This window comes from Stenotrophomonas sp. YJH_SMC_48-3 (assembly GCF_059369375.1).
In genome coordinates this window covers 115,050-140,071 of the sequence record NZ_JCAFSQ010000002.1, presented here as the reverse complement: position 1 = coordinate 140,071, position 25,022 = coordinate 115,050, and the positions used below count along the sequence as shown (strand labels likewise).

Here is a 25,022-nt window from a genome sequence, read left to right as displayed (position 1 = left end):
CGGACGGGGCAATCACGTCAAACTTGGCCGCTTTCATCACAATGTGACCGAATACCGGATTGATCCCATTCCGCCCGGCCCTGCGCCATGCTCAGATAGCCGTTCCTGCCCAAGGATCGGCCCGCCCATGTGCCCTGCCCTGCCCACCCCGCTGGAGCCCCGGCCATGAGCCGGCTGCGCGTGATCATCGGTGGCACCGCGCTGGCGATTCTGGCCGCGGCCGTGCCGATCGCGGTGATGGCCTATGCCACCTGGGACCGGGCCGTCAGTGTCGAGCAGCAGCGCCTGCGCGATATCGCCGGTCGTACCCTGCGCCGCGCCGACCAGTCCTACCGGGAAGCACTGGCGGCGCTGCAGTCGGCCGAGGCCGGCGCCCAGGACGCCTGCGGGCCGGACCATATCCGGCGCATGCAGACGCTGGTGATGACCTCGCCGTCGGTTGATCAGATGGGCTACTTCGAGGGTGGCAAGCTGCGCTGCACGTCGTGGGGGCCGTTTCTGTCCGACGTGAACCAGCCCAGGGCCGACCACGTCACCAGTGATGGCGCCGGCATTGCCGTGGATGTGCGCCCCGAGGCAAGCGGACGGCGCCAGGTGCTGTCGATCCTGTATGGCAACTACGACGTCCTGGTCGATCCGCGCCGGTTTGTCGATGTCATCGCCGACCCGAACGTGCGCCTTGCCCTGGCCAGCCCGGATGGCCGCCTCCTGGCCAGGCAGAGCGGCATGGATCCCGCGTTGCTGGAGACCCTGCTGCGTGCGCCCGAGGAAGGCCTGGACCACAACACCCTGTACGCCACCGCCCGCAATGAAGAGTGGCTGGCGATCGCAACCACGCCGCGTACCGCGCTGGCTGCAACCTTCCGCCAGCAGGCGTGGCTGTTCGTGCCGATCGGTGTTCTGCTGGCCGCTGCCGGTGCCGGCCTGGTGGTGTGGCTGTCGCGTCGCCGCCTGTCCCTGCGCGGCGAACTGGCCACGGCGATCCGCCGCCGCGAGCTGTACCTGCACTACCAGCCGATCATCGAGCTGGATACCGGCATCTGCGTCGGCGCCGAGGCCCTGGTGCGCTGGCAGCGCCCGGATGGCACGCAGGTACGGCCGGACCTGTTCATTCCGCTGGCCGAAGAGGCCGGCATGATCGGCGCGATCACCGATCTGGTGATCGAGAACGTCGTGCGCGACATGCGCGATCTGTTGGTCGCCGACCGCAGCGCACACATCGCGATCAACCTGGCCGCCGAAGACATCAGCAGCGGCCGTGCGCTGAAGATGATCTCCAAGCACATGACCGGCAGCGGCATCCTGCCGCAGCAGATCTGGATGGAAGCCACCGAGCGCGGCTTCCTCGATCTGGACCGCGCCCGCACGATGCTGGCGCAGGCACGTCGCGCCGGCCACAGCGTGGCCATCGATGATTTCGGAGTCGGCTTCTCCAGCCTGCAGTACCTGGAGCAGCTGCCGCTGGACGCGCTGAAGATCGACAAGTCGTTCATCGATGCGATCGACACCGAGAGCGCGACGAGCCCGGTGACGCCGCACATCATCGACATGGCCAAGGAGCTGGGCCTGTGGGTGGTGGCCGAGGGCGTGGAGACCGAGGCGCAGTTGGCATATCTGCATGCGCGCAAGGTCGAGTTCGCGCAGGGCTGGCTGTTCTCGCGGCCGCTGCCACGGGACGAGTTCGTGGTGTTCCACCACAAGCGGCAGCAGCGCTATGGCGCGGCGCGGGAGCACATGCAGAATCCGCGCAGTGTGCCGATCGAGCGTGAGGGCGTGGAGTAAGGCGGCGAACGGCGGAGCCCCTCGTGGTCGCGCCCGGTGAATCCATCAGTTGGGGCCGGGTGGATGGGTCGCGCAGGAGGCGCTGCGCTCGGTAGATCCACGCCATGCGTGGATGGCGGGGACCACGGTAGTGCGGGCCGCTGGCCGGCACCGCGCCATCACTGACTCGCCGCCTACGCCCAGGCCTTCGGCCGTGCCAGCAACCACGCCACGCTCACCGCCAGCAGCAGCAACGGCAGCCATCCCAACTGGTTTGGGCCGCCCGCCTGCAGCAGCACACCCCCTGCAACGCCACCGGCAGCAATGGCCAGGTTCCAGCCGGTCACCAGCATCGACTGCGCCAGATCTGCGGCGGCACCGGCACGCCGTGCCAATGCGGTCTGGAACAACGTAGGCACCGCGCCGAAGGCCACGCCCCACAGCATGGTCGCCAGCAGCAGCGCGGTCGCTTCGCCCGGCCACAGCAGCAGCGCGAGCACCGGCACGATGAAGCCGATCACGGCCGCCCACACCAGCGTGCGCAGGTGGCGATCCACACCCCAGCCAGCGATACCGATACCGGCAATGGCCGCCAGCCCGAAGGCCAGCAGCAGGCGGTCCAGCCACGGGCCGGCCCCCGCCTCCACCGCCAGCGGTTCGATGTAGGTGTAGAGCACGTTGTGCGCCAGCACGTACAGCACCATTACCGCCAGCGCGCTGCGCACGCCGGGCATGCGCCACACCGTCGCCAGCGAGGTGCGCCGGCCGGCTGCCGCCGCCGGCAGCGCGGGCAGAGCCCAGCGTGCGTAGGCAAGCAGCACCACGGCCAGCACGCTCATCAGGGCGAATGCCCAGCGCCAGCCGAGCTGCTGCCCCAGCAAGGTGCCCGCCGGTACGCCCAGCGACAGCGCCAACGGCGATCCGACCATCGCCACCGCAATTGCCCGGCCCTGCAGCGAGGGCACCACCATGCGCGCCGCATAGCCGGCCACCAGCGACCACAACAGGCCACCACTCACCCCGGCCAGGAAACGTGCGGCCAGGATCAGTGGATAGCTGCTGCTCACTGCGGTCAGCGTATTGACCACCACGAAGCCGGCAATGGCGGCCAGCAACAAGGCGCGTCGCGGCAGGCGCTGGGTCAACGCAGTCATCGGCAATGCGGCCATCACCGAGCCCAGTGCGTACACGCTGACGAGCTGGCCCACCGCCGCATCGCTCACGCCCAGGCCTTCGCCCATCGGCCGCAGGACGCCCGCCGGCAGGGTCTCGGTCAGCAGGGTGATGAAACCGCCGCCGGCCAGCGCCAGCAGCCCCGCCCACGGCAGGCGCGTGGCTTCACCGGCCGGGCCAGCCGCATCGATGGCATGGCCGCTCATCGGGCGGCCTCCAGATCGGCGTAGACCGCATCACGCAGCTCATCGACGAAGGCGCCATCCATGCCTTCGTACAGGGTGTTGGTCAGCGCCACCACGCTGAGCCCACGCGCAGGATCGACAAACCAGCTGTGCCCGTAGGCGCCGCCCCAACGCCATGTGCCTGCGCTCTGCGGCGTACCGCTGGCGGCCGCATCGCGCAGCACCGCAAAGCCAAGGCCGAAGCCCCAGCCGGCCGGTTCCGGCGGCCCCTGTTCGCCCACCTGCGGGCTTGCCATCTCCGCTGCCAGTGCCGGCGGCAACAGGCCTGAACGCTGCACATCACGCAAGGCCTCCAGCACCGCCATCACGTCATCGGCGCTACCGACCAGGCCTGCCCCGGCCGAAGGGAAACGGCTGGCATCGGTGGCGCGCGCGAGGCTGTACTCGATACCGACAGTACCCTCGAACGGAGCGACCACCTCGCCTTCGTGCAGGCGGTGCGGCTGCGGTGTGTCGCTCACATAGGGCGTGGCCAGCCGTGCCGCGTTGCGCGCAGCGAAGGCGGTGTCACGCAGGCCCAGGGGGGCGGCCAGCAAGCGCTCGAACAGTGCCTGCAGGGATTCACCGGTCGCTGCTTCAGCCACGGCACCGGCAACGTCCACGCCCAGCGAGTACAGCCACTGGCTGCCCGGCGCGAACAGCAGCGGTGCCTGCGCGATGCGGCGCACGTTCTCGGCCAGCGAGAGCGGGTTCGCGTCCAGGCCATCGCTGACCCCGGCGCGCGCATAGGGGCCGTCCACATCGGCTTCGAGGAAGCGGTAGCCCAGCCCGCTGCTGTGGCTGAGCAGCTGGCGCAGGCTGATCGGCGGCGCAGTGCCATCGGCCAACGCCGGGCGGAAATCCGGCAGCCAGCGCTGTACCGATGTGTCCAGGTCGAGCACACCCTCGGCCACCAGGCGCAGGATCACCGTGCTCAGCAGCGGCTTGCTCACCGACGCCAGCCGGAACAGCTGGTCGCGCTGCATCGGCGTGACCGATTCACGATCGGCCAGCCCGGTCGCGCTGGCATGGCGCAGTACGCCGTGCTCGCGCACCAGCACCACCGCGCCGACCAGGCGCTGCGGGTGGACCTGCTTCAGCAGCCGCTCCACTGAAGGCAGCGTCGGCGCAGGGGCAAGGGAAGGAACAGCATTCATCGCGATGGTCCGTGGGGAGAGGCCCGCCACGTTAGGCAGCGGGTGGCCGCGCAAAAAGCCGGTTGCCGCTCCGGGCATCATGGACCGTCCAGTCCGCAATCGGCATGATTGCCGGAGCTGCATGGCCGCAACCGTCCCCACGCCACCGCGCATCACAGTGTTGCGATGGCGGTGCCGCCCGCTACGTTCACGCAACCTACCCTGCCGCTTTCATTGCCCGCACGCCCATGTCAGTCCTGGACAACCTCGCCAACCTGCAGACCTTCGTGCACGCGGCCGACACCCGCAGCTTCGTCGAGACCGGACGCCTGCAGGGTATTTCCGCCTCGGCAGCGGGCAAGTGCGTGGCACGGCTGGAGCACGCGCTGGGCGTACGGCTGTTCCATCGCAGCACGCGCAGCATCACCCTCACCGCCGAGGGCCAGCTGTTCCTGGCGCGCTGCCGGCGCATCCTGGACGAACGCGATGCCGCGCGCACCGAGCTGGCACAACCGCACGCCTCGCCCCGTGGCACCCTGCGCATCAGCCTGCCCCTGGTTGGCGACCTCACCCTGCCGTTGATGGCCGAGTTCATGGCGGCGTACCCGGATATCCGCCTGGACCTGGACTTCAGTGACCGCCTGGTTGATGTCATCGAGGAGGGCTTCGATGCGGTGCTGCGCGTCGGCGAACCCAGCGACTCACGCATGAACGCACGGCGCCTGGGTGTGTTCCCGCGCCGCGTCGTTGCCTCGCCGTGCTACCTGCAGCGCTGCGGCGTTCCGCGCACGCCGGCAGGCTTGATGCAGCACACGCTGCTGCACTATCGCTTCCCCACCACCGGCAAGCTGGAACCGTGGCCGATCCACTGGCCCGACGATGAAACGCCGCAGGAGCTTCCGGTGCACATGGTGGCCAACACCATCGAAGCGCGGGTAGCGCTCGCACTGCGCGATATCGGCCTGGCCTTCGTGCCGGTGCACTCGGTGCGCGATGCCCTGGCCGACGGCCGCCTGGTCACGGTGCTGGACGAACACGTGCATTCCTGCGGCACCTTCCATCTGCTGTGGCCGTCGGGCCGACACGTACTGCCGAAGCTGCGGGTGTTCATCGACTTCGTCAACGACCGCCTGGGTACCGTGCCGTAGATCCACGCCATGCGTGGATGCGTCTCGCGGCGAAAGGAAGCCGAGCATCGGCTCGGCTCTACAGAACCGCCCGACCATCGGTAGCGCCGGGCCATGCCCGGCGGCCGCACACCTGACCATTCAGCCACTGCCGCTATACTGGCCGCTCATTCCTCCAAGAGGCTCGCGACCAATGCGCCATTGATGCCGCCGTCTTCCCACCAGACGGCCTGACTCTTCCCGCCCCCTGCGCGCAGGGGAGAACCCGGCATCCATGGAGGTCGCATGACCCCGCATTCCCTCACGCTCGATCGCGTGTCGTATCGATTGGCCGACGGCCGCCTGCTGTTTTCCGATCTGACGTTTTCCTTCGAACCGGTTGCTACCGGCCTGGTCGGTGCCAATGGCGCCGGCAAGAGCGTGCTGGCACGCCTGCTGGCCGGGCGGCTGCTGCCCGACAGCGGCCAGGTACGCGGCAGTGGCCGGGTGTTCCTGTTGCCGACGCCCGGTTATCCACCCGCCGGCACGGTTGGTGAACTGGCCGGCGTCGGCGCGGAACTGGCCGCACTGCAACGCATCGAGGCCGGCAGCGTGGATGAGGCCGACTTCGCCTGCATCGGCGACCGCTGGGATCTGCGCGAATGCCTGCAGCAGCAATGGCAGATGCTCGGGCTGCCCGATGACCTCGACCCCGCCCAGCCTGCCGCGCGTCTCAGCGGTGGCCAGGCGATGCAGGTGGCGCTGTCCGGTGCCTGGGCCAGCGGTGCCGATTGGCTGATCCTGGACGAACCCAGCAACCACCTCGATGCACGCCATCGCCAACAGCTGTACGAGCAGTTGCAGCAGTGGCGCGGTGGCCTGCTGGCGGTCAGTCATGATCGCGAGCTGCTTGGGCACATGCAGCAGATCGTCGAGCTCGATGGGCGCGGGCTGCATCGTTACGGCGGACCGTGGCAGCACTACGCCGATGCGCGCGCCGCCGAGCGCGAAGCTGCCGCCGCCCAGCTCGACCATGCGCGCGCCCAGCACCGGCAGCAGCAACGCAGCGCGCGCGAACAGCACGAACGGCAACAACAACGCCAGGCGCGTGGCAATCGCGATGCGAAGCAGGCCAACCAGGCCCCCATCCTGCTCGGCCGGCAGAAGCAGCGCGCCGAGGCCAGCCACGGCCGCGCGCAGCTGGTACAGGCCGAACGCCTGCAGGCCAGCGCAGAGCAGCTGCGCGCAGCGGCATCGGCGGTGCATGTGGCGCCGGAGCTGGCGCTGTTTGCCGTCGCAGGCGAACGTGGCAGCACGCGTCTGCTGCAGGCCGAATCCCTGGTGCTGCCGCATGGCTGCAGTGCGCCGTTGCAGCTGGAGATCCGCCGCGGGCAACGCATCGCCGTGATCGGCGACAACGGTGCTGGAAAATCCACCCTGCTGCGCGTGCTGGCCGGCCAGTTGCCTGCGCGCAGCGGCATCGTGCAACGGCATGCGCCACTGGCCCTGCTCGACCAGCAGCTGCTGGGGCTGTCCGGCGAGCGCAGCATCCTCGACACCGTGCAGGCCGCCAACCCGCGCGCGGCCCCCGGCGAACTGCGCACGCGGCTGGCCCTGCTCGGGCTGGATGCACAGCGCATCCAGCGGGCGGCCCACAGCCTCAGCGATGGCGAACGGGTGAAAGGCGCGCTGGCCAGCGTGCTGTATGCCGATCCCGCACCGCAGCTGTTGCTGCTGGACGAGCCGGGCAATGCGCTGGATCTGAGCGCATTGCAGGCGTTGGAAGAATTGCTTGCGGCGTGGCCGGGCGCACTGGTGATGGTCAGCCACGACCGGTACCTGCTGCAGGCATTGCGACCGACGCAGGTACTGCTAGTCACCTCCGACGCTTGGCAATGGCGCGATGCCTTGTAGATCCACGCCATGCGTGGGTTCGATTCTGTAGAGCCGAGCCCACGCTCGGCTGACGCATCACGCATGGCGTGGAACCACTGCAATTGCAGCCGAGCGTGGGCTCGGCTCTACAAGGCGGGCAAAGACCGGTTGAACCGCCATCCACGCATGGCGTGAATCTACTGGAGCCGTTCGCTCACCGCTTCCACACCGGGAACGCCTGCGGCAACTGCTGCCACAGCAACGGCCCCGCACGCAGTTCCTGATCGTTGAGCAGGCACGCGTCCAGCTCCGCTCGCACCGCGCGCTCATCCATGTGCACGCCGATCACCACCAGCTCCTGGCGGCGATCCCCCCACAACGGATGCCACAGGCGCTGCATCGCCGAATGCGCGGCCGCATCCGGGAAGTCCTCCGGCCCCGGCAACGGTGCGCTCCAGCAATCGGCCTGCTGCCGCGCCCAGCCGAGGTCGCTGTACGGCAGCGGCGTGGGCGGCAGCAATGGCGCGGTGTCCTCCAGCCCAGCGCGCACGCGATCACGCGCGGCGTACCAGAACCCCGCCGCCTGCGTGCGCGTCGCTGCGCCCACGGTGTTCAGTTCGCCCACCCAGTCCATGCGGTTGGCCAGCCAGAACCAGCCCTTGCTGCGGATCACGCCAGGCATGCCCGACTGCAGCGCGCGGGCGAAGCGGGCGGGATGGAACGGTCGCCGCGAGCGGTAGACGAAGCTGCCGATGCCGTACTCTTCGGTCTCCGGCGTATGCTCGCCACGCAGTTCCTTCACCCAGCCCGGCGCACGTTGCGCACGCTCGTAGTCGAAGCGGCCGGTGTCCAGCAGCTCGGCCAGTGGCACGTCACCGAAGCGGGACAGCAGCAGCTTCGCGTCGCGGTTCAGGCCGCGCAGCACGGCCAGCGTGTCCTGCAGCACTTCGTCATCCACCTGGTCGACCTTGCTGACCACGATCACATCGGCGAACTCGACCTGCTCACACAGCAGGTCGACCACGCCGCGATCATCATCCGGCCCGGCCTGCTGGCCACGCTCGGCCAGGCGCAACGTCGAGCCGAAGTCGGCGAGGAACGCGCTGCCATCCACCACCGTCACCATCGTGTCCAGGCGCGCGATGTCGCTCAGGCTGAAGCCCTGCTCGTCACGTACCGCGAACGTGGCCGCCACCGGCATCGGCTCACCGATGCCGGTCGACTCGATCAGCAGGTAGTCGTAGCGGCCGGCGTCGGCCAGGCGCCGCACTTCCTGCAGCAGGTCATCGCGCAGCGTGCAGCAGATGCAGCCATTGCTGAACTCCACCAGCGTCTCTTCGGTGCGGCGCAGTTCGGCGCCGCCCTCGCGTACCAGCTGCGCATCGATGTTGACCTCGCTCATGTCGTTGACGATGACCGCCACACGCAGGCCCGCGCGGTTGCGCAGGATCTGGTTGAGCAGGGTGGTCTTGCCGGCCCCGAGGAAGCCGGACAGCACGGTGACCGGAAGGCGACGGTCGGCGCGGGAAACAGTGTTCATGTCGGAGCGGGGTTGGCTGCGGAACGGAAATGTTACTGTATAACATCTGTCGCGCAAGGAGCCTCCCCCGATGAAGTCGCCGTCTGCCGCCCTGCTCGATGCCGGCGCTGTCGCCCTGTCCAGCCTGTGCCTGCTGCACTGCCTGGCGCTGCCGCTGCTGGCCGCCGCGTTGCCGCTGTTCGGCGCGTGGGCCGAGGCGGAATGGGTGCACTTGCTGTTCGTGGCCATCGCCCTGCCGCTGACCGGCTACGCGCTGTGGCGGGCCGAGCGTCGCCGTCGCCTCCCCGTGCTGGCCTGGGCCACCGCCGGCGCCGGGCTCGGCCTGCTGCTGGCCGGCGCGCTTGCGCTGCCCTCGCACGACTGGGAAACACCGATGACGGTCACCGGCAGCCTGCTGCTGGCCGCCACGCACATCTGGAACGCGCGGCACCGCCACGGGGGGTAGAGTCGACTGTTAGTCGACTATCGCGCGAAGCGCGGGGTCTTTCGTTGGTTGTACGAAGAGCAGTCGACTGACAGTCGACTCTACCGCCCCTCGGCCTATTTGCCGTAGCGGCGCAGCAGCTCGACCAGCACCTCGGCCTCGGCCGCCCGCTGCTGCGGGTCTTCGGCGCCCACCACGTGTTCCTGCAGGTGCTCGTGCAGCAGCTCCATCAGCAGGCTGTGGGCGGCACCGCGCACGGCGGCGACCTGCACCAGCACGTCCGCGCAGTCGCCGGCCTTACCCTCGGGCTGGTCCAGCGCCTGCTCCAACGCCGCCACCTGGCCCGCGATGCGGCGCACCCGGGTCAGCAGCTGCTTACGATTTTTGTGTACGTGCGCCATGGCGGGATCATATACCCTATGGGGGTATCCACTCCAGCTCCCGCCCCCATGCACTTGGACGCCCTCGCCGCCGCCCGTCGCCACGAACACCGCTTCGACGACGGCAACCCGCTGGCCGAACGCAATACCCGCCGCGCCCTGTGGCTCACCGTCAGCATGATGGTCGTGGAGATCGTCGGCGGCTGGTGGTTCAACTCCATGGCCGTGCTCGCCGACGGCTGGCACATGAGTTCGCATGCGCTGGCGCTCGGGCTCTCGGTGTTTGCGTACCGCTGCGCACGCCGCTACGCGCACGACCCGCGCTTCGCCTTCGGCACCTGGAAGATCGAGATTCTGGCCGGCTATACCAGCGCCATCGCTCTGCTCGGCGTGGCCGCGCTGATGGCCGTGCAGTCGCTGGAGCGGCTGTGGGTACCGGCGCCGATCCACTACAACGAAGCCATCGCCATCGCTGCGGTAGGCCTGGGCGTGAACCTGCTCTGTGCATGGTGGCTGCACGACAGCCCGGGCCACGCGCATCACCACCACGGGCATGACCATGGCCATCATCACGGGCATGACCACGAACACCACGATCACGGCCATGCGCACAGTCACGACCTCAACCTGCGCTCGGCCTATGTGCACGTGCTGGCCGACGCCGCCACCTCGGTGCTGGCCATCATCGCCCTGCTCGGCGGCAAGCTGCTGGGCCTGACCTGGCTGGACCCGGTGATGGGCCTGGTCGGCGCCGTGCTGGTCACGGTGTGGGCGGTGGGCCTGCTGCGCGACAGCGGCCGCATCCTGCTCGACGCGCAGATGGACGCTCCGGTGGTGGCCGAAGTACGCGAAGTGATCGAACAGGGCCCGTGGCCGGCGCGCCTGGCCGACCTGCACGTCTGGCAGGTGGGTCGCGGCAAGTACGCGGTCAGCGCCAGCGTGGTCACCAGCGACGCCCGTCTGGATGCCGATACCGTGCGCAACGCGCTGGCGATCCATGAGGAGCTGGTGCATGTGACGGTGGAGATCCACCGCAGCACATGATCCACGCGGGTAGTGCCGGCCGCTGGCCGGCAACCTCATGGGCTCCGGAAACAATCCGGTGTTGCCGGCCAGCGGCCGGCACTACCGCTAGAGCTTCAGCATCATCCGCAGCAGGTACATCAGCAGCGGCAGCGCACTCAGCACCGCACCACCGATGCCGATCCACGGCCAACGCTCACCGCGCACGCGCGAAGCCACCGCCAGGCCGCCACCCACCAGCGCCGCGCCCAGCACGCCCACGCCCAATCCCGCAGCCATGCCATTGCCGCCTGCGGCTGCCGCCGCCTGCGCCGCCAATGTGCCGGCCCCCCAACCCACAGCGATCCCCAGCCAACTGGCCATGCCGCACCACGGTGCCTTGCCCTGCGCCATCCGAAAACCCCTGTGTCCTTGCCGAATTTCTGTACGGGCCACGCCCGCGTGCTGCCTACACTAGCCGCACCTGCACTGTAGGGACATCCCATGCGAGCGCTCCGCCTGCTGCTGCCCGGTGCCTTCCTGCTGCTCACTGCCTGCGGCGACGATGCGCGACGTCCCTTCTCCGCCGACCCATTGCAGGGCTGCTTCGCCACCGGCGCGCGCAAGCCGGCCGACTTCCGCATCGACAGGGAAGGCGGCCAGTACTTCGTCTCCTTCAGCCGCGGCGAGCAGTGGCAGCGCGAACCCAATGCCCTGCACAAGGCCACTTCCAGCGAGATCAGCCGCTACTTCCGCGACGACGCCGACCAGATCGACAGTGCGCTGATCCGCATGGCCGGTGGCTTCGGCATCTTCCACTTCAACAAGGGCGCGACGTTGAAGGGCAAGGCCAGTGATAGTGACTACATGGCGCTGATGCTGATCGGGGCTGGGCCGGTGTATGCGGTGAAGTGCGATTGAGCGATGGATCAACATTCAAACTATTAAGAAAAGTTTGAAATCTGGTCAAGTACGGTGCGGGTCACAATCTGAAAACTGAACATTGTTGAGCCTAGTGTCTCCGCAACCGAAGAACGGAGACTCGCAGATGAGTAATCGCACACTGATCCTGTGTCTGGCAATCGCCACGGCCTCGCCTGCATTCGCAGGAACACCATTGAGTGTCGACAGAACGGAGCTCAGCGCCAAAGGAGAGATCATCATTGTTCGCCGTACAACTTGGCCAGACTTCGATGGAGGGCAGATTCAAGTTGATCAGCATCTGAAGCCTGATGGATTTGGACGACTGATCTATCGATACAGCGACCAGTCGGAGGCGACTAAGCTCTACCACCAAGCTTTCTGCGCTTCCATGGATATGGAACCACCTCAAGGGGAGGGGACGATTGAAGGGCCGGCAGCAGGCTGGGCATGCACTCGTGAAAACACCCCAGGGAATCCAACCTCAAAATGGAGTTCGAAGAGTATTGACTGGGTTACGGCAACTGCGCCGAATGGACGTGTTCCTGTGGGCGTGTCCTATTATTCAACAGGCCAGATGAATGCAGAGAGCTCCGTTGCCGGAGCCCGAACAGCTAAGATTGGTATTGACAACGGCAGATGCTATTTTAGCGATACACGTCATTATTCATCCCCCTTCTATCTCAGCGAGGGAATTGGCGTCGTCTGCACCATAATGGAGTCACGATTCGTGAGCACCTCGCTGGACGTGTGCATACCAAGGCAATGCGCATCCAATCGCGGAACTCAGTTCGCTCAGTAGGCAACTGATCTTAGGCGGCCTTCAGCCTTTCACTGAAGGCCGCGTCGCGGCATCCCGTCATACTGAGATTAGTTGCACATGCCCCATAGACCGTTGTTTTCAACGACCATGGTCATAAATCACTCTTTCAACCCATCATGCGCCCTGCGGTACCATGCCCTCCCCCGAAACGCCCCGGTACCCGCCGTGCCCCATTACTTCGGCCCCCTGCTGACCCGCGACAGCGCTGACACCCTGCGCCGTGCCCATGACAAGGGCGCTGCCGAATGGCAGGGCTCGCTCGACCTCGGCCGCAGCCAGGACAGCGTGGTGCTGGATGCCGACGGCTTCCACTTCCGGGGCCAGCCCTACCCGTGGCCGGGCAAGCTGAAGGACCGCACGCTGTACTACTGGGATGGCGAGGACTTCGCGCCGATCTCGCGCTACAGCGGCTCGCTGATCAAGCTGGTGCCGACCGAATGGGGCGCACCGACCTTCGAGATCGACGGCATCAAGATGCTGCCGACCTCGAAGCTGTCGCCGTTCGAGGATGCACGCCGCAAGGTGGAGCTGGTCGCCCCGGCCGGCAAGGTCATCCTCGATACCTGCGGTGGCCTGGGCTACTTCGCCGCCTGCGCGCTGGAGGCCGGTGTCGGCCAGATCCGTTCATTCGAGAAGAACGCCGATGTGATGTGGCTGCGCACGCTCAACCCGTGGTCGCCGGATCCAGACTCGGCTGCCGCCGGTGGCCGCCTGCAGTTCAGCCACGGTGACGTCTCGCAGCAGATCGAACAGGTGGCCAGCAACAGTGTCGATGCGATCCTGCACGACCCGCCGCGTTTTGGTATCGCCGGCGAACTGTATTCACAGGTGTTCTACGACCACCTCGCCCGCGTCATCCGCAAGGGCGGCCGCCTGTTCCATTACACCGGCGCGCCGAACAAGCTGACCAGCGGCCGCGACGTGCCGCGTGAAGTGGCCAAGCGCCTGGAAAAGGCGGGTTTCAAGGCCGAACTGGCGCTGGACGGCGTGCTGGCCGTCAAGCGCTGAGCGTCACTCCGAGTCGACCTTGGCCAGCTTCATCACCCACGCCGGCACCTCGGGTTCGCCGGCGTAGAAGTCCTTCGGCTTGTTCTGCGCCATCGCCCAGCGGTGCAGCCAGCTCGGGCCATAGCGGCCGTTGTAGCCCTCGGCACCCCGCGCGTAGGCCGGGTCACGCATCGCCTCGTCCAGTGAAATGAAGCGATAGCCGCGACGCTTCGTGGCCGCGACCAGTTCGGCAAAGGTCGCCGCGTTGAGCTCATTGGCGTGCATCAGCCACACCTGCGGCAGCGCGTACCCAAGTAGCGCCTGCGACTGCTTCTCGTAATAGTCCAGCTTGTTCAGCATGTACGGCACGTAGCCCTTGCGCAGCTGCGCCAGCGTCGCCGCGCGCGCGGGCGAATCCGCCTGCTCGTTCATCACGTTGGCATAGGCGAACGCCCACACCCACTCGCCGTTGTCCACCGTCACCGGCGCCACGCGGTAGCCAAGCTGCTTGAAGAACACGTCCATTTCCGCGCGGTCTTCCGGCGTGCGCCCCGCACGCAGATAGGGGTGACGCATCCACTGCGGCTTCAACCCGCGCTCGGCCAGCAACGGCCGCAGCACCGTCTCGCCACGCAGGAAATCCCGCTGGAACGCAGGCACGCCCTTGGCGTTCAGGTCCATGTGCGAGTAGGTGTGGTTGCCCAGCATGTAGCCGGCGTCCAGCCAGTCACGCAGCATCTGCACCCGCGCCGGCTGCATCTGCCCGTCGATCTCAAGCTTGTTCTCGTTGACGAAGCCGACCACCGGCACGCCTGCCTCGCGCAGCTGGTCCATCAGCGCTTCATGCCGCGCCTGCAGGTCAGGCGGAACGATCTTATCCACCCGCGCCCAGGGCAGGTCGTCGATGGTCACCGCAATCCGGCGATCTACTTCAGCGGCGTGTACCGCCAACGAACAGAGCAGTAGCGGTACAGCGCGAAGCAACCAACGCATCAGCACTTCCTTGCAGGGGCGAAGTACGGACTTTAGCGTGATTGAGAACGCCTGGTCGGGCATGCAGCTGCTATGGGCTGGGCGACTGCACCTCCCGCTCGCGCACGATCGCCCGCCACAACATGAATCCTGCAGCCATCGCCATCAGCATCACTGCGACCAGCACCAGGGCCAGATCATCGGGATTGCGCAGCAGCGGGGCATGCTCGTGGGTGAGGATCTCGAACACCACCTCCTGCGCCTGTGCCAGCGGCAAACTGCCCTGTTCCCCCAGTTCCATCAGGCAGGTTGTCGGCGCCAGCTTGGCCACACTGGTCCATGCCATGTCGTACAGATGCAATGCCCGCACCGCCAGCACCAGTACCGCGCCATGCAGCATCATCAAGACCCGGTTGGCCCGCCGCAGCCGTCCGGACAACCGCCCCAGCCGATAGACGCTGATCGACATCGCGCCCAGCAGCGCCAGCACCACGCCCGCCATCGGAATCCACTGCAACGGTTGCCACGGTGCAAGCGCAGTGGATCGCGCCAGCAGCTGTTCGGCCACCTGTATGCGTGCGGCCGCGTCGGGCCCACCGCATGCGTCATCCACCGGCTCCAGCAGCAGCCCCACACGGTAGTGGAAGAAGCCGGCTGCAAGGCCTACCGCCAGCAACGCCACCACCTGCAGGGCCAGCAGGATCGGGCCGGGACCACAGATGCGACAGAAGCGGGCAGCGGCAGAGACCATCGGTTCATCCATGACAACAAAGGACCATCCTAACCAAGCATCCTGTGCCTGTCGGCTGGCGTATACGACAACCACCGCGTGGTCCCGGTAGGATGTAGACGAGCATGGATGGTCGTATGTAGAGGTGTTGTGGATGGTCACGCTGTATCTGTGGGTGCGAACCCTGCTCCCGCTGCTGGCGTTCGTGATCGCGTGGATGCTGCTCTCGCGCCTGATGCAGGCCCGCGTGGCGCGCCTTCCGCGCGTTCCCTTGAACCTGCCTGAGCACAGCAGCAGCCCGCGCAGGAAGGACCGGCGTATCTACGCGCGCAAGCTGCGGCGCAAACCGGGGCTGCGCAACGCGACTCGACCGGCCACCGCGCCGCGCAGCTGGATCCTGGCGGCGGTATTCGTTTCGCTGTGCGTATTGATCGCCGCCGTGCTGGCCGTACCAGATGGCGCGCGCTTCCAGGTCATGGTCGAGAGCCTCACCGGCTACCCAGCCACGATTGCTGAAATACATGTTCCCGCTGCCGGGCAGCCCCTCGTGCTGCAGGCGTGGCAGCCCGCACTGGCGCAGCTGTCACGGCCGGTAACAATGCGCTACCCGATCGGGCGCACCGGCGGCCAGCAGGACGCGCGTGCCACGCTACCGGTACAGGTGAGACATCAGGGTGATCGGCTGCAGGTGGCTACGGCCATGTCGGTGGATGCCGAGCTGCTGCGTGCGGAGCTTGCACGCCTGGCTGGGGTACCAGTTGAGGCCATCACCGTCCGCCAGAACAAGATCGCGCCCTGGATGGAACCCGGCTGGAAGCCGCTGGCCAAGCTGTAGAGCCGAGCCCACGCTCGGCTGCTTTTGCCGTAGATCCACGCCGTGCGTGGATGGATGCAGAGCGGAGTCGAGCATGGCTCAATTCTACAGATCACAGTCCGCGCGGCAGCTTGGCGGCCCACATGTTGTCCACCAGATTCGGATAGCGCCGCCCATTCTCTTCCGCCCGCTGCCGCGCCGCCTCCTTCTGTGCAGGCGACAGCGGCCGCGAGGTCTGGCCCTTGGGGTTGGGCTTCTTCCACGGTGGCATCTTCGGTTCGCGCATGGCCGCAGCTTACCGCTTCAGGAAGTTCAGCAGGGCAAGATTGAAGTGGTCGGCATGGCTGATGTTGCAGCCGTGCGGCGCGCCTTCAAGGATCACCACTTCGCTGCCCGCAATGGCCCGGTGCGTGCGCTGGCCAGAGCCTTCAAACGGAACGATGGCATCGCTGTCACCGTGCAGGATCAGGGTGGGCACTGTGATCTTCTTCAGATCATCACGGAAATCCGTGGTGGCAAACGCTTTCATGCAGCCCAGCGCTGCCGTCTGGTCGGACTGATGACACAGCGCGATCGCCGCCTGGCGCGCTTCCTCGGTGACCATCAGCTTGCCGTTGGCGCTGAAGAAATCGCGGGTGAAGCCGTCGAAGAACGCTTCGCGATCCTTCTCCAGACCACTGTGCATTTCATCAGCCTTGTCCTGGGTCAGCGGGCCGTCCGGGTTGTCATCACTGCGCAGCAGGTACGGCGGCACGGCGGCAGCAAACACCACGCTGTGCAGGCGCTCCTGCCCGTGGTTGGCCACATAGCGCGCCACCTCACCGCCGCCCATCGAGAAGCCGACCAGGGTGACGTCGCGCAGGTCACGTTCCTCGATCAACCCCGCCAGGTCCGCCGCCAGCGTGTCGTAGTCATAACCTTCGGCCGGCTTGTCGGAGCGGCCGAAGCCGCGCCGGTCGTAGCTGATCACCCGGTGTTGAGCGTCGCGCAGAATCGTCACCTGCGTCCTCCAGGCATCGGCGGACAGCGGCCAGCCGTGGATCAGGATGACCGGGCGGCCGTGGCCCCCTGTGTCTTCAACGTGCAGGCGGATGCGGGAAGCAGGCATGGGCGCTCCTGTGGAAAGGGAGGCGTTCAGGCTAGTGGCCGTGCCCTGTGGCGGCCGTGAGGGAATCCCGGCCGCTCATGACATCGCCTGCACAGCCACGGCCCCGACGCTGGCGCCGGGCCGCAAATGCGGGCGTTCACTCCGTGGAAGGGCCGTTTCGTCGGACGCCGGCTGCAGTGGCCCAAACGCCATGCGAGCCTGCGTGAACCCTCCCTGGAGCCTCACCATGCTGCTGCCCACCCTGCCCTTGCTGGCCGCCGGCCTCGTTGCCGCGCCAGCGCCCGCCGACTCCCTGCGCGAGCAGATCCGCCAGGCCGACACCCAGCTGTTCGCCGCCGCCTTCGAGGCCTGCAATGCCGACAGGGCCGCCGCGATGACGACCGACGACATGGAGTTCTTCCATGACAAGGACGGCAAGTCGGCCAGCAGCCGCGAGGACTTCCGTCGCAGCGTGGCCACCCTGTGCAGCAGCGCGCACAAGGGTGGCTGGCAGCTGCGCCGCGAGCTGGTGGAATCTTCGCTGCAGGTCTTCCCGCTGCACGATGAGCGGGCGCTCGAAATCGGCAACCACCGCTTCCATGAACGCGGCAAGGATGGCGTGGAACGCTGGACCGGCCAGGCCCGCTTCATCCAGGTCTGGCGCCGCGTGGACGGGCGCTGGCTGGCCGAACGGGTGATCAGCTACGACCATCGGCCGGCGGACTGACCTTTCCGGCGCCCTTCACCGGCCGGATCTATACTGAAGGGGTTCACCCCGACCCACCGCTACCGTTCGATCGCCATGGCAGAACTCACCCCCAACCACCCCGACTACGGCCTCAACCAGCAGGTCCGCCAAGGCGTGGCCGCTCTGGATGCCCAGCATGGCCGTGCGTTCGACCAGACCAGCGAGCGCCTGACCGCCAGCCTGACCGTGCTGGCCCGCGAGCAGGGCCTGCAGCAGGTCGACCATGTGCTGGTCAGCAACGCCACGGCCCAGCACCCGGCCGGGCACAACGTCTTCGTGGTGCAGGGCGACCCGGCCAATCCGGCGCACCTGCGCGCGATGATGCCGACCGCGGTGGCGGCGCAGACGCCGGTGGAGCAGTCGATGCAGAAGCTGGGGTTGGCCCCGCAGCAGCCGGCCGTGGGGTTAGTGCCCGAACAGCAGGCCCGTGAGCAGGAGCAGCAGCAGAACCCGGCACACCGTCTGGGCTGAGCCGCCTCCAGCGTTACTGGCGGCCCAGCGCGAGTACGGCGGCTCGCCGTGGCGCTTGCTGCGCTAGGCCATGCGCGGACCGGACTGCTCCTGCACCTGGCGCTGCTGCAGCTCATCCTGCGTGCGCACCTGTGCAGACTGCGACAGCTGCTCGGCACGCTCGAACGATGTTTCCGCCGGTGTCTGCGCGGCCACCGCCGTAGGCATGCTGGCACGCAGCTGTGCCGGGTCGTTGCGCTCGCCCTGCACGATGAAGATGTTCTGCGCCACATCCGCCTGCGCAGTACGATCGCTCAACAGCACGTGGTCGACCCGGGTCAGTCCGTTTGCCTTGGCCAGGGCGTACAGGCTGGCGCTGATGTTCTCGCTGGTGGCATCGAAGCTGCGGCCCCGCTCTGCATCAAGCCGGGCCACGCCCTGGTGGATCTGTGAAAGCAGCGGATCGTTGCTGTGCCGGGCCAGAAGATCACCGCTTCGTTCGCCCATGCCCTCGGCATCACTCAGCATGTGTTGCTTGAGACTGCGCTCCGGCAGGGGATTGGTTTTCCTCTGGTTGAGCTCGCTGTCCGGAAACGGCGGATCAATGCTATCCACACCGTGGATGTTGCGCAGCGGTCGGAATGCGTCCTTGCCCGCCCCCTTGATGTCAAGAGGAATGCGAACATCCGGAAGAAGCTGGCCAGCGGGACCTCCCAACGCGTTCACGTCGATGCTGCTTTTCCGCTGGATGCCTGCGTGGTTCAAGGCTTCCCAGGTGAAGTCCACGCAGTTGTTGCGCACGTCCTTGTATTGAAGATCGAAGCCGTACTTATCCGGGTGCGCACCGAAGGCCTCAAGCTTTCTGTACTGTTGCTCGCTGATCTCGAGCGTGCGGCTGTAATGCGGGTTCCTGTACTCGACCGCATCGGTCTTCATGACCTCGCCCGGCCCGTTCATGCTTCCATGCTCCGTCGGCGCGAAGCCGAAACTCCGCGTGGTCTTGTCCGGCCCATGGAGCACGTAGAACATGTGTCCGGGCCCGGATGTCTGCGGAACCCCGTCCACAACTTTCTGTACACCTCTCTCGTCCACCAACGGCGTACCAGGTGCGGCAATGACGATTTCTACGGTGTAGCGCGGCTTATCCATAAGAAAAATCCTTCAGTTCCTTCCAGCAGTGGGATGACGTCTATTTCCCAGAGAGTGGGTCGGCATGAACCCGCAGCTGCGCCGGGTAATGCTGGAGCGCAGCGGTGGGCTGCACCGTGCGCACATCCAGGCGGTAGCGGGCACCCATTTCTATCGGCAGCGTGACGATGCTCAACCTGTATCGGCTGGCGTCCATCGATACCTGCTGCGCGTAACGCCAGTCTGCCGACTCGTGCCATTCGGGGAGCGGCTCACCCAGATTGCGCGCCCGTGCCTGATAGACATCAGACGTTGCAACGTCCTGCCAGGCACCTGCGACCCAGCGCTGCAGGGACAGCTGAAAGGGAACATGAACATTGTCCATGTCAGGCTCACTGTCAGGCCCGGGTCCATGTCGCTGCACTTCAAGATCCAGAACATAGGGACGACCCGGATAGAAGTTGCGGGCATTCGTCTCGAACTCGAACCGCACCGCTTGGCCGGACCCGGCCACGTCGATCGGCTTGACCAGATCCAGCGGCTCCGGCGCATCCGGTACGCGGCTGCTACAGGCGCCGAGTGCGCCCGCCAGCGTGAAGATCAGGCCGGCGCGCAGCCAGCGGTGGATACCCAGCATGATTCAGATCCTTTGGCTCCCTGCCATAGGCCTCAACCCTAGCGGGTTGGCGCTCGGCACTGCAACCCGGCAAAGAAGAAGGCAGGGCCTGCACCCTGCCTTCTTCATGCGGCACGCTGCCGGGCGAGCCCAGCGTCAGCGCATCACAGCTGGATGCGCGCCACGCTCTCGTCAGCGCCCTTGTCATCCTTCTCGCCGTTCTTGATGCTCACGAACAGCACGTTGTTCTTCGCATCCAGCGCCAGGCTGTTCGGGTGGGTCGGCACGGTGTAGGTGGCCACCTTCTGGTAGCTGTCACTGTTGTAGGCGGTCACCGTACCGGCTTCGCGGTTGGTCACGTACAGGCGCTTGCGCGGTGCATCCAGCAGGATGCCCAGCGGGCCGGCATCGGTCGGGATGCTGGCCAGCTCCTTGCCGGTGCTGCGGTCGAGCACCAGCACGCGCTGGCCCGGATGCTTGCTGACCAGGCCACTGCTCTTGGCCTGGTAGCCCCGCAGGAATTCCGAGCCCTGGTCGGTCACGAACAGGCGCTTGCCGGCCGGATCCAGCGCGATGTTCATCGGCTGCTCGGCGGCGATCCTGTGCTGCGCCACCACCTTGTTCGAATCGGTGCCCACCACCACCAGGTCGGCCAGCAGGTTGCTGGTGTAGACGCGCTTGTTGGCCGCATCCAGCGCCAGGCCCGGCGCCTTGGCATTGCCCAGGCCGTCGATGGTGTTGATCACCTTCAGCGTGGTGGTATCGATCACGAACAGCACGCTGCTCACGTCCGGCTGGCTGCTGTGGCCGGTCACGTACAGGCGGTTGGCCGCGCTGTCGACCACCAGCTCGCGCAGGTCGTGGGTGTAGGCAGCCTTGCCGTCCTTGCCGGTCTTCTTCTCCATCAACTGGATGGTGCCGATGGCCTTGTTCTGCACGGTGTCGACCACGGTCACCGACAGGTCCACGGTGTTGCCCACATACAGGCGATTGTGGGCGTCATCCAGCACCACGCCGAACGCTTTGCGCTCCAGCGGAATGCGGGTTTCCACGGCCAGCGTGGCCGGGTTCAGGCGCAGCACCTGGGCCGGGCCGGCGTCATCGCCGAAGCCGCCGGAGGAGGCCACGAACACGGCGTTCTGCTTCGGGCTGTAGGCCAGCTCGTACAGGCCCTTGGCCACGGCCTGGCGCTGCACAGCGGCGGTGGTAGCACTGGCAGCGGATGCGTTGTCGGCGAACGCGGAGGGCACGCCGAGGCTGAGCGAAACGGCAACGGCCAGGGCGGCCGAGCGGAAGAGAGGATTACGGAACATGCGAGCGTCCTTGAATGGGCACGGGAGGGTGTCCTGGCTCGCTGGGCCGTACTGCGACGGCCCGCCCCGCATCTGTCTGCGCGGGTGGGCTGGCTGGGGTTGCGGGGGAATGGTAGCAGGTGGGGGGCGTGGCGTGCGCCGGCGCGGGCATGGCCGACGCTCGACCTCGATGCTGCGCCCGCCACTATGCCATCCGTGGGCCGTGGCTCTGCTGAAGCTGCTGCTCCTCCTGCAGGCGCTGCGCGTCTCGCTGCGGCTCGTTCTGCTGCAACTGCGCGACGCGATCGAACGAGGCCTCCACCGGTGCCTGCGCAGCCAACTCCGCCGGCATGCTGGCGCGCTGGTGTGCCGGGTCACTGCGGTCACCCTGCACGATGAACAGCTTCGGTGCGGTATCGCCGCGCTGCTCGCCCAGCACCACTTCGTCCACGCGCGAGAATTGCTGCTCCTTCGACAGCGCGAGCAGGCTGGCACTGACATTGCCGTTGCGTGCACCGAAAGCGCCGAGGTCGGCCACCTGCTGGTGGATCTGGTTGAGGCGGGCATGATCGTCGTGCGCCGGGTCTGCGGGCGTGCCGCTTGCCGCGAGCACGCTGTTGCCGCGCCACTGCTCCCCGTTCTCGGTGAACATCCACTCGCGGAAGGTCTGCTTCGGCATCGGGTTCCACTGCACCTTGTCCAGCTCGCTGCCCTTCACCTGCTGCGGAATGGCATTGACGGCGCGGATGTTGTCCAGGACCCTGGTAGCGCCCTCGTAGTTGGTGATCTCCCCGGCCAGCCCCACCGGGCGCAGCCCTGCGTGGTTCAGGGCACCCCACGCGAAATCGGTGCAGGCGTTGGAGAAGAAGTCGTAGTTCATGTCGAAGCCGTGCTTCTTAGGGTCTGCCGAGAACTCGAGGATGCGGTCGTACTGCTCCTTGCTGATCTCGATCGTGCGCTCGAAGCGGGGCTTGTCGTAGACCCGCAGATCCGTGTCATCGACTTTGCCCAGCGAGGGATTCGCACGGTCGCTCCCCATCGTGAATCCCCTGCTCACGGGTACCGGGTCACTTGATCGCGTCAGCGAAAGAAACATGTGCCCAGCAAATGACGGATCCAACAATCTCTTCTGGCCCGCGTCACCCACATCGACTCTCGGCGTGCCGGGTGCAGCGAGATGAATCGTGACCGTATAGCGCTCTGCTTCCTTGCTCATGTCTTACTTCCCTAGCGATTGATATCCAACAATAAGTTCGGCTTGGAGCCCTTCCAGCTGCGGACGGTCCTCCATCAGACCGACTGTCAACCGATACCGGCCCGGCTCCAGCCAACCGACATCCGCGACCTGAAGTACCTGATACAGCATCTCACGCGAGTGCAGACCGGCTTGGATCAGTGCGCCCTCATCCAAGCTTGTATCGGACAGGTATCGCACAACTTCATCTTCTGGAATTCTCTGTGAGTCGCGCCCGTCAGGAGTGCTCTGCCATAGCTGTACAGGATCAGGTGCGCCGCCATCAATCCGCTCCAGGCGCAATTGCATGGGTGGCCTTCCCAGCCTGATCTTCTCCCACGCATCCAGCAGCCGCCGGGCATCGGTATCCTGCAGCCGCAACCCGATGTTCAGGATCGGAATGGCCGGCTTCTGGGGCGCCGGCAAATCAAACGTGACCTCGGCAATCCGACCGGCCTTTTGCAACTGCACGGCCCGCGTGAACGGCACAACCGTGCGCGCCTCGGCCTGTGCGCGCGTCAGCAGGGGCGGCGCAACCTCCGGCGCTGGTGACGCACGGCATGCCGCCAGCGCGCCCAGCACCGCCAGTACCACCAGCCCCCGCCGCAGTGGCCGCATCATTGCTCCTTCAACCGCAGCGAATCGGCCACATCGGTCTTGGCCGCCACCTCGGTGGCGATGCTGGCGCGGCGGTGCCCCGGGTCGTTGCGGTCCCCCTGCACGATGAAGATGCTCTCCGCCGCATGGCTGCTTTGGGTCGGCCTGCTGAGCAGCACGTGGTCCACGCGCGAGAGATTGTTCTGCTTGGCCAGCACCAGCAGGCTGGCGCTGATGCGCTGGCTGGCCGCATCGAAAGGGCGGCCATGCGCAGCGTCCAGCTCGGCCACTTTCTGGATCAGCTGCGAGAACAGGCGATGGTCCGGATGCGAAGGGTCCAGCAGCGTGCCGGCCACTTCAATCGGCGTCGGCGGCGGCTCATCGCTGGCACGGTCGCCCTGGCGATGATGCTCGGCCTCGCGCTCGGGCATCGCGTGGTGGGTTTCGGCATTCAGATCGCTGCCCGGGAACGGCGCGGCAACGCACTGGATTTCCGGCAGGTTGAACAGCACCGCGAACTCGCCCAGGTTGCTGCCGCCATCCAGCGGCGCCGGCAGCGGATGCAGGCCGGCGTAGTGCAGCGCCGCCCAGACGAAATCGCTGCAGCGGTTGATGGTGGCCGGGCGATCCACGTCGAATTCGAACTCCGCCGGCTCCTCGGCGAAATCACGCAGGCAGCCGTAATGCTCCTCGGAGATTTCCAGGGTGCGGCTGTAGTACGGGTCCAGATGCTCGTCGGCATCATCGTGGCGCACCTGCGCGTACTGCACGCCGGAGCGGGCTTCGCCCGGCGCGTGGCGCGGTGGTGCGAAGCCATAGCTGTGGGCCTCGTCGCCCGCAGCGACCTGCAGGTACATGTGGCCGCGCGGCGAGATGCCCCCACTCTTCAGCGGGGTGCCGGGGGCGGCCAGATAAAGGGTTACCGTGTAGCGTGTTGCCTGCTCCATGCCTGTTCAGCCTTGATGGGTGCTGCGGTCCTGGCCGGATGATGGCATAGGTGGGATGGGGGGCAGGTGGAGGACAAAGTTGGGGCCACGACTGGCATGCTGAATGTGTGAACCAGCGTGCATTCCGGCTGTGCCCATGTATCGTTGTATGGAGTAAGGCGGGAGTGGGCCGTATAGTTGGCGCATGTGAAGCAATGGATTTGCTCATGGACCTCATCGTGAGGCTGCCGACACTGTTGCCCTTGTATGAACGATTACGCGGGCCGTGCTTTCAGGCTCGGCCCGCTGTCGCGATTGGCTCGAAACCAACCATCAGCCAAGCAGACGCGCAAGGCCCACGCCCTCGCCTCAAGCAGCGATCCGACATGCTGCGGGCTTTTGAATCCCGTGATGGATCTATCGCTGGCAAGGTCATCGGCCCGACGTCGCGCGGCATCAAAGGCGACCGGGCTGTTCTGGCTACGGATGCCCTCCCTATTCTTGCGGACGCCGACCGATCCACTCAATCGGTCACTAGCAGCCGCCGCCCCACTAAACGCAGGAACTAAGATGCCCTTCCAATTCCAGGCCAAGCCTTACTCCTCGCTCGATCCGATCAGTGAAACGGAGATCCCTCGCCCAAGAATTGGACCGACTGTTCTGGCAGACGGTCGGCACGGGACCGAGTATCAGTTCGCCATCTATCGCGGAGAGTCGCGTGTAGGTGGAGTTGGATTCGATGGGTGGGATGAAACTACGCAGGACGAAGGACGCTCCGTCCACTGCTTCGTCTTTGACCTCAAGCATGCTCAGGTCATCCACGCCATGCTGGCATACAAGCAGACGTTAGGTAACGCCGATGACGACTTCACCTATCTCAAAGGGCTCGCACAAGGGTTCGTACTTTCATTCGCAGGCCGAACTGACAACGATGAATCCCTACGCTATCTCGCGGTGACCAGTCCGCAGGCACTGATGGAATCGCAGATTCCGGCACCCGCAGACGTCGTCACGTTGACCGACGGCTCCATCGTGCTGGCCAGCGTTGAAGTCCCCGCATTCGGCGCCTGAGGTCT

The 25,022-nt window shown here is 66.4% G+C and carries 27 protein-coding genes; 12 read left to right on the top strand and 15 right to left on the bottom strand.

Annotated elements, in window-relative coordinates:
• Nucleotides 1–165 precede the first annotated feature (165 nt).
• Nucleotides 166–1,782, top strand: a complete 1,617-nt coding sequence (locus AC5P65_RS03540) for an EAL domain-containing protein (RefSeq protein ID WP_019660889.1) — start codon at nucleotides 166–168, stop codon at nucleotides 1,780–1,782.
• 173 nt (nucleotides 1,783–1,955) lie between these two features.
• Here AC5P65_RS03540 and AC5P65_RS03535 read toward each other — a convergent pair whose 3' ends face one another.
• Both AC5P65_RS03535 and AC5P65_RS03530 read right to left on the bottom strand, forming a co-directional pair.
• Nucleotides 1,956–3,140, bottom strand: a complete 1,185-nt coding sequence (locus tag AC5P65_RS03535) for an MFS transporter (RefSeq protein WP_164144201.1) — start codon at nucleotides 3,138–3,140, stop codon at nucleotides 1,956–1,958.
• Nucleotides 3,137–4,315: a serine hydrolase domain-containing protein gene (locus AC5P65_RS03530; protein WP_180832588.1), complete on the bottom strand. Its 1,179-nt coding sequence runs from the start codon at nucleotides 4,313–4,315 to the stop codon at nucleotides 3,137–3,139. Before AC5P65_RS03530 ends, AC5P65_RS03535 begins: the two co-directional genes overlap by 4 nt.
• Before the next feature lie 227 nt (nucleotides 4,316–4,542).
• On the opposite strand from AC5P65_RS03530, the gene AC5P65_RS03525 reads away from it, so the two are divergent.
• Together AC5P65_RS03525 and AC5P65_RS03520 are read left to right on the top strand one after the other, a co-directional pair.
• Nucleotides 4,543–5,442: a LysR family transcriptional regulator gene (locus AC5P65_RS03525; protein WP_180832590.1), complete on the top strand. Its 900-nt coding sequence runs from the start codon at nucleotides 4,543–4,545 to the stop codon at nucleotides 5,440–5,442.
• 264 nt (nucleotides 5,443–5,706) lie between these two features.
• On the top strand, nucleotides 5,707–7,314 hold the full coding sequence (locus AC5P65_RS03520; RefSeq protein ID WP_180832592.1) for an ATP-binding cassette domain-containing protein: 1,608 nt from the start codon (nucleotides 5,707–5,709) through the stop codon (nucleotides 7,312–7,314).
• Nucleotides 7,315–7,489: 175 nt separating this feature from the next.
• Here the strand turns inward: AC5P65_RS03520 and AC5P65_RS03515 are convergent, their stop codons facing one another.
• Nucleotides 7,490–8,815, bottom strand: a complete 1,326-nt coding sequence (locus tag AC5P65_RS03515; RefSeq protein ID WP_111098370.1) for a GTP-binding protein — start codon at nucleotides 8,813–8,815, stop codon at nucleotides 7,490–7,492.
• Nucleotides 8,816–8,885: 70 nt separating this feature from the next.
• Here AC5P65_RS03515 and AC5P65_RS03510 point away from each other — a divergent pair, with 70 nt between their 5' ends.
• A complete protein-coding gene (locus AC5P65_RS03510; RefSeq protein ID WP_021204442.1) occupies nucleotides 8,886–9,260 on the top strand; it encodes a MerC domain-containing protein in 375 nt (124 codons plus the stop codon).
• 95 nt (nucleotides 9,261–9,355) lie between these two features.
• On the opposite strand, the gene AC5P65_RS03505 is transcribed toward AC5P65_RS03510, so the two are convergent.
• Complete coding sequence (locus AC5P65_RS03505; RefSeq protein WP_111098371.1) at nucleotides 9,356–9,640, bottom strand: metal/formaldehyde-sensitive transcriptional repressor; 285 nt, start codon at nucleotides 9,638–9,640, stop codon at nucleotides 9,356–9,358.
• Between the two features lie 48 nt (nucleotides 9,641–9,688).
• On the opposite strand from AC5P65_RS03505, the gene dmeF reads away from it, so the two are divergent.
• Nucleotides 9,689–10,663: a CDF family Co(II)/Ni(II) efflux transporter DmeF gene (dmeF, locus tag AC5P65_RS03500; protein ID WP_111098372.1), complete on the top strand. Its 975-nt coding sequence runs from the start codon at nucleotides 9,689–9,691 to the stop codon at nucleotides 10,661–10,663.
• Nucleotides 10,664–10,750: 87 nt separating this feature from the next.
• On the opposite strand, the gene AC5P65_RS03495 is transcribed toward dmeF, so the two are convergent.
• The gene (locus AC5P65_RS03495; protein ID WP_021204445.1) at nucleotides 10,751–11,035 is read right to left on the bottom strand and encodes a hypothetical protein; all 285 of its coding nucleotides are present in this window, start codon (nucleotides 11,033–11,035) and stop codon (nucleotides 10,751–10,753) included.
• A gap of 90 nt (nucleotides 11,036–11,125) precedes the next feature.
• Between AC5P65_RS03495 and AC5P65_RS03490 the strand changes: the two genes are divergently transcribed.
• The 3 genes from AC5P65_RS03490 to AC5P65_RS03480 all read left to right on the top strand — a co-directional run bounded on the left by AC5P65_RS03490 (nucleotide 11,126) and on the right by AC5P65_RS03480 (nucleotide 13,373).
• Nucleotides 11,126–11,542: a hypothetical protein gene (locus tag AC5P65_RS03490; protein ID WP_111098373.1), complete on the top strand. Its 417-nt coding sequence runs from the start codon at nucleotides 11,126–11,128 to the stop codon at nucleotides 11,540–11,542.
• Between the two features lie 127 nt (nucleotides 11,543–11,669).
• A complete protein-coding gene (locus tag AC5P65_RS03485) occupies nucleotides 11,670–12,344 on the top strand; it encodes a hypothetical protein (RefSeq protein ID WP_180832594.1) in 675 nt (224 codons plus the stop codon).
• A 186-nt stretch (nucleotides 12,345–12,530) separates the two neighbouring features.
• A complete protein-coding gene (locus AC5P65_RS03480) occupies nucleotides 12,531–13,373 on the top strand; it encodes a class I SAM-dependent methyltransferase (RefSeq protein ID WP_058980880.1) in 843 nt (280 codons plus the stop codon).
• A 3-nt stretch (nucleotides 13,374–13,376) separates the two neighbouring features.
• Here AC5P65_RS03480 and AC5P65_RS03475 read toward each other — a convergent pair whose 3' ends face one another.
• Both AC5P65_RS03475 and AC5P65_RS03470 read right to left on the bottom strand, forming a co-directional pair.
• A complete protein-coding gene (locus tag AC5P65_RS03475) occupies nucleotides 13,377–14,345 on the bottom strand; it encodes a polysaccharide deacetylase family protein (RefSeq protein ID WP_111098375.1) in 969 nt (322 codons plus the stop codon).
• 70 nt (nucleotides 14,346–14,415) lie between these two features.
• Nucleotides 14,416–15,075: a hypothetical protein gene (locus AC5P65_RS03470; protein ID WP_180832595.1), complete on the bottom strand. Its 660-nt coding sequence runs from the start codon at nucleotides 15,073–15,075 to the stop codon at nucleotides 14,416–14,418.
• Between the two features lie 133 nt (nucleotides 15,076–15,208).
• Between AC5P65_RS03470 and AC5P65_RS03465 the strand changes: the two genes are divergently transcribed.
• Nucleotides 15,209–15,889, top strand: coding sequence for a hypothetical protein (locus AC5P65_RS03465; protein ID WP_180832596.1), 681 nt, complete (start codon nucleotides 15,209–15,211; stop codon nucleotides 15,887–15,889).
• 91 nt (nucleotides 15,890–15,980) lie between these two features.
• Here AC5P65_RS03465 and AC5P65_RS03460 read toward each other — a convergent pair whose 3' ends face one another.
• The gene (locus AC5P65_RS03460; RefSeq protein ID WP_171953343.1) at nucleotides 15,981–16,154 is read right to left on the bottom strand and encodes a hypothetical protein; all 174 of its coding nucleotides are present in this window, start codon (nucleotides 16,152–16,154) and stop codon (nucleotides 15,981–15,983) included.
• Nucleotides 16,155–16,163: 9 nt separating this feature from the next.
• Nucleotides 16,164–16,976 (bottom strand): alpha/beta fold hydrolase, encoded by an 813-nt coding sequence (locus tag AC5P65_RS03455; RefSeq protein ID WP_111098377.1) that lies wholly within the window; start codon nucleotides 16,974–16,976, stop codon nucleotides 16,164–16,166.
• Between the two features lie 226 nt (nucleotides 16,977–17,202).
• On the opposite strand from AC5P65_RS03455, the gene AC5P65_RS03450 reads away from it, so the two are divergent.
• Entirely contained in the window at nucleotides 17,203–17,682 is a 480-nt protein-coding gene (locus AC5P65_RS03450; protein ID WP_111098378.1) for a nuclear transport factor 2 family protein, read from the top strand.
• A gap of 75 nt (nucleotides 17,683–17,757) precedes the next feature.
• Nucleotides 17,758–18,174: an XVIPCD domain-containing protein gene (locus AC5P65_RS03445; protein ID WP_019660874.1), complete on the top strand. Its 417-nt coding sequence runs from the start codon at nucleotides 17,758–17,760 to the stop codon at nucleotides 18,172–18,174.
• A 63-nt stretch (nucleotides 18,175–18,237) separates the two neighbouring features.
• On the opposite strand, the gene AC5P65_RS03440 is transcribed toward AC5P65_RS03445, so the two are convergent.
• From AC5P65_RS03440 to AC5P65_RS03415, 6 genes are all read right to left on the bottom strand, one after another.
• Nucleotides 18,238–19,302, bottom strand: coding sequence for an XVIPCD domain-containing protein (locus tag AC5P65_RS03440; RefSeq protein ID WP_180832597.1), 1,065 nt, complete (start codon nucleotides 19,300–19,302; stop codon nucleotides 18,238–18,240).
• A gap of 40 nt (nucleotides 19,303–19,342) precedes the next feature.
• On the bottom strand, nucleotides 19,343–19,918 hold the full coding sequence (locus AC5P65_RS03435; RefSeq protein ID WP_019660872.1) for a hypothetical protein: 576 nt from the start codon (nucleotides 19,916–19,918) through the stop codon (nucleotides 19,343–19,345).
• 143 nt (nucleotides 19,919–20,061) lie between these two features.
• The gene (locus tag AC5P65_RS03430) at nucleotides 20,062–21,210 is read right to left on the bottom strand and encodes a YncE family protein (protein ID WP_180832598.1); all 1,149 of its coding nucleotides are present in this window, start codon (nucleotides 21,208–21,210) and stop codon (nucleotides 20,062–20,064) included.
• A 184-nt stretch (nucleotides 21,211–21,394) separates the two neighbouring features.
• Nucleotides 21,395–22,228, bottom strand: a complete 834-nt coding sequence (locus AC5P65_RS03425; protein WP_258010020.1) for an XVIPCD domain-containing protein — start codon at nucleotides 22,226–22,228, stop codon at nucleotides 21,395–21,397.
• A 180-nt stretch (nucleotides 22,229–22,408) separates the two neighbouring features.
• Nucleotides 22,409–23,044 (bottom strand): hypothetical protein, encoded by a 636-nt coding sequence (locus AC5P65_RS03420; RefSeq protein WP_258014263.1) that lies wholly within the window; start codon nucleotides 23,042–23,044, stop codon nucleotides 22,409–22,411.
• Entirely contained in the window at nucleotides 23,041–23,967 is a 927-nt protein-coding gene (locus AC5P65_RS03415) for an XVIPCD domain-containing protein (RefSeq protein WP_180832599.1), read from the bottom strand. The genes AC5P65_RS03420 and AC5P65_RS03415 overlap by 4 nt, the downstream gene beginning before the upstream one ends.
• A gap of 549 nt (nucleotides 23,968–24,516) precedes the next feature.
• Here AC5P65_RS03415 and AC5P65_RS03410 point away from each other — a divergent pair.
• Nucleotides 24,517–25,017 carry a hypothetical protein gene (locus AC5P65_RS03410; RefSeq protein ID WP_049412203.1) on the top strand — a complete coding sequence of 167 codons (501 nt, stop codon included), beginning with the start codon at nucleotides 24,517–24,519 and terminating at the stop codon, nucleotides 25,015–25,017.
• Nucleotides 25,018–25,022 lie beyond the last annotated feature (5 nt).

What these genes read in the sequence shown, in the direction of transcription:
- AC5P65_RS03540 (WP_019660889.1), top strand. Translation starts at nt 166, where the DNA reads ATGAGCCGGCTGCGCGTGATCATCGGTGGCACCGCGCTGGCGATTCTG.
- AC5P65_RS03535 (WP_164144201.1), bottom strand. Translation starts at nt 3,140, where the DNA reads ATGAGCGGCCATGCCATCGATGCGGCTGGCCCGGCCGGTGAAGCCACG.
- AC5P65_RS03530 (WP_180832588.1), bottom strand. Translation starts at nt 4,315, where the DNA reads ATGAATGCTGTTCCTTCCCTTGCCCCTGCGCCGACGCTGCCTTCAGTG.
- AC5P65_RS03525 (WP_180832590.1), top strand. Translation starts at nt 4,543, where the DNA reads ATGTCAGTCCTGGACAACCTCGCCAACCTGCAGACCTTCGTGCACGCG.
- AC5P65_RS03520 (WP_180832592.1), top strand. Translation starts at nt 5,707, where the DNA reads ATGACCCCGCATTCCCTCACGCTCGATCGCGTGTCGTATCGATTGGCC.
- AC5P65_RS03515 (WP_111098370.1), bottom strand. Translation starts at nt 8,815, where the DNA reads ATGAACACTGTTTCCCGCGCCGACCGTCGCCTTCCGGTCACCGTGCTG.
- AC5P65_RS03510 (WP_021204442.1), top strand. Translation starts at nt 8,886, where the DNA reads ATGAAGTCGCCGTCTGCCGCCCTGCTCGATGCCGGCGCTGTCGCCCTG.
- AC5P65_RS03505 (WP_111098371.1), bottom strand. Translation starts at nt 9,640, where the DNA reads ATGGCGCACGTACACAAAAATCGTAAGCAGCTGCTGACCCGGGTGCGC.
- dmeF (WP_111098372.1), top strand. Translation starts at nt 9,689, where the DNA reads ATGCACTTGGACGCCCTCGCCGCCGCCCGTCGCCACGAACACCGCTTC.
- AC5P65_RS03495 (WP_021204445.1), bottom strand. Translation starts at nt 11,035, where the DNA reads ATGGCGCAGGGCAAGGCACCGTGGTGCGGCATGGCCAGTTGGCTGGGG.
- AC5P65_RS03490 (WP_111098373.1), top strand. Translation starts at nt 11,126, where the DNA reads ATGCGAGCGCTCCGCCTGCTGCTGCCCGGTGCCTTCCTGCTGCTCACT.
- AC5P65_RS03485 (WP_180832594.1), top strand. Translation starts at nt 11,670, where the DNA reads ATGAGTAATCGCACACTGATCCTGTGTCTGGCAATCGCCACGGCCTCG.
- AC5P65_RS03475 (WP_111098375.1), bottom strand. Translation starts at nt 14,345, where the DNA reads ATGCGTTGGTTGCTTCGCGCTGTACCGCTACTGCTCTGTTCGTTGGCG.
- AC5P65_RS03470 (WP_180832595.1), bottom strand. Translation starts at nt 15,075, where the DNA reads ATGGTCTCTGCCGCTGCCCGCTTCTGTCGCATCTGTGGTCCCGGCCCG.
- AC5P65_RS03465 (WP_180832596.1), top strand. Translation starts at nt 15,209, where the DNA reads ATGGTCACGCTGTATCTGTGGGTGCGAACCCTGCTCCCGCTGCTGGCG.
- AC5P65_RS03460 (WP_171953343.1), bottom strand. Translation starts at nt 16,154, where the DNA reads ATGCGCGAACCGAAGATGCCACCGTGGAAGAAGCCCAACCCCAAGGGC.
- AC5P65_RS03455 (WP_111098377.1), bottom strand. Translation starts at nt 16,976, where the DNA reads ATGCCTGCTTCCCGCATCCGCCTGCACGTTGAAGACACAGGGGGCCAC.
- AC5P65_RS03450 (WP_111098378.1), top strand. Translation starts at nt 17,203, where the DNA reads ATGCTGCTGCCCACCCTGCCCTTGCTGGCCGCCGGCCTCGTTGCCGCG.
- AC5P65_RS03445 (WP_019660874.1), top strand. Translation starts at nt 17,758, where the DNA reads ATGGCAGAACTCACCCCCAACCACCCCGACTACGGCCTCAACCAGCAG.
- AC5P65_RS03440 (WP_180832597.1), bottom strand. Translation starts at nt 19,302, where the DNA reads ATGGATAAGCCGCGCTACACCGTAGAAATCGTCATTGCCGCACCTGGT.
- AC5P65_RS03435 (WP_019660872.1), bottom strand. Translation starts at nt 19,918, where the DNA reads ATGCTGGGTATCCACCGCTGGCTGCGCGCCGGCCTGATCTTCACGCTG.
- AC5P65_RS03430 (WP_180832598.1), bottom strand. Translation starts at nt 21,210, where the DNA reads ATGTTCCGTAATCCTCTCTTCCGCTCGGCCGCCCTGGCCGTTGCCGTT.
- AC5P65_RS03425 (WP_258010020.1), bottom strand. Translation starts at nt 22,228, where the DNA reads ATGGGGAGCGACCGTGCGAATCCCTCGCTGGGCAAAGTCGATGACACG.
- AC5P65_RS03420 (WP_258014263.1), bottom strand. Translation starts at nt 23,044, where the DNA reads ATGATGCGGCCACTGCGGCGGGGGCTGGTGGTACTGGCGGTGCTGGGC.
- AC5P65_RS03415 (WP_180832599.1), bottom strand. Translation starts at nt 23,967, where the DNA reads ATGGAGCAGGCAACACGCTACACGGTAACCCTTTATCTGGCCGCCCCC.
- AC5P65_RS03410 (WP_049412203.1), top strand. Translation starts at nt 24,517, where the DNA reads ATGCCCTTCCAATTCCAGGCCAAGCCTTACTCCTCGCTCGATCCGATC.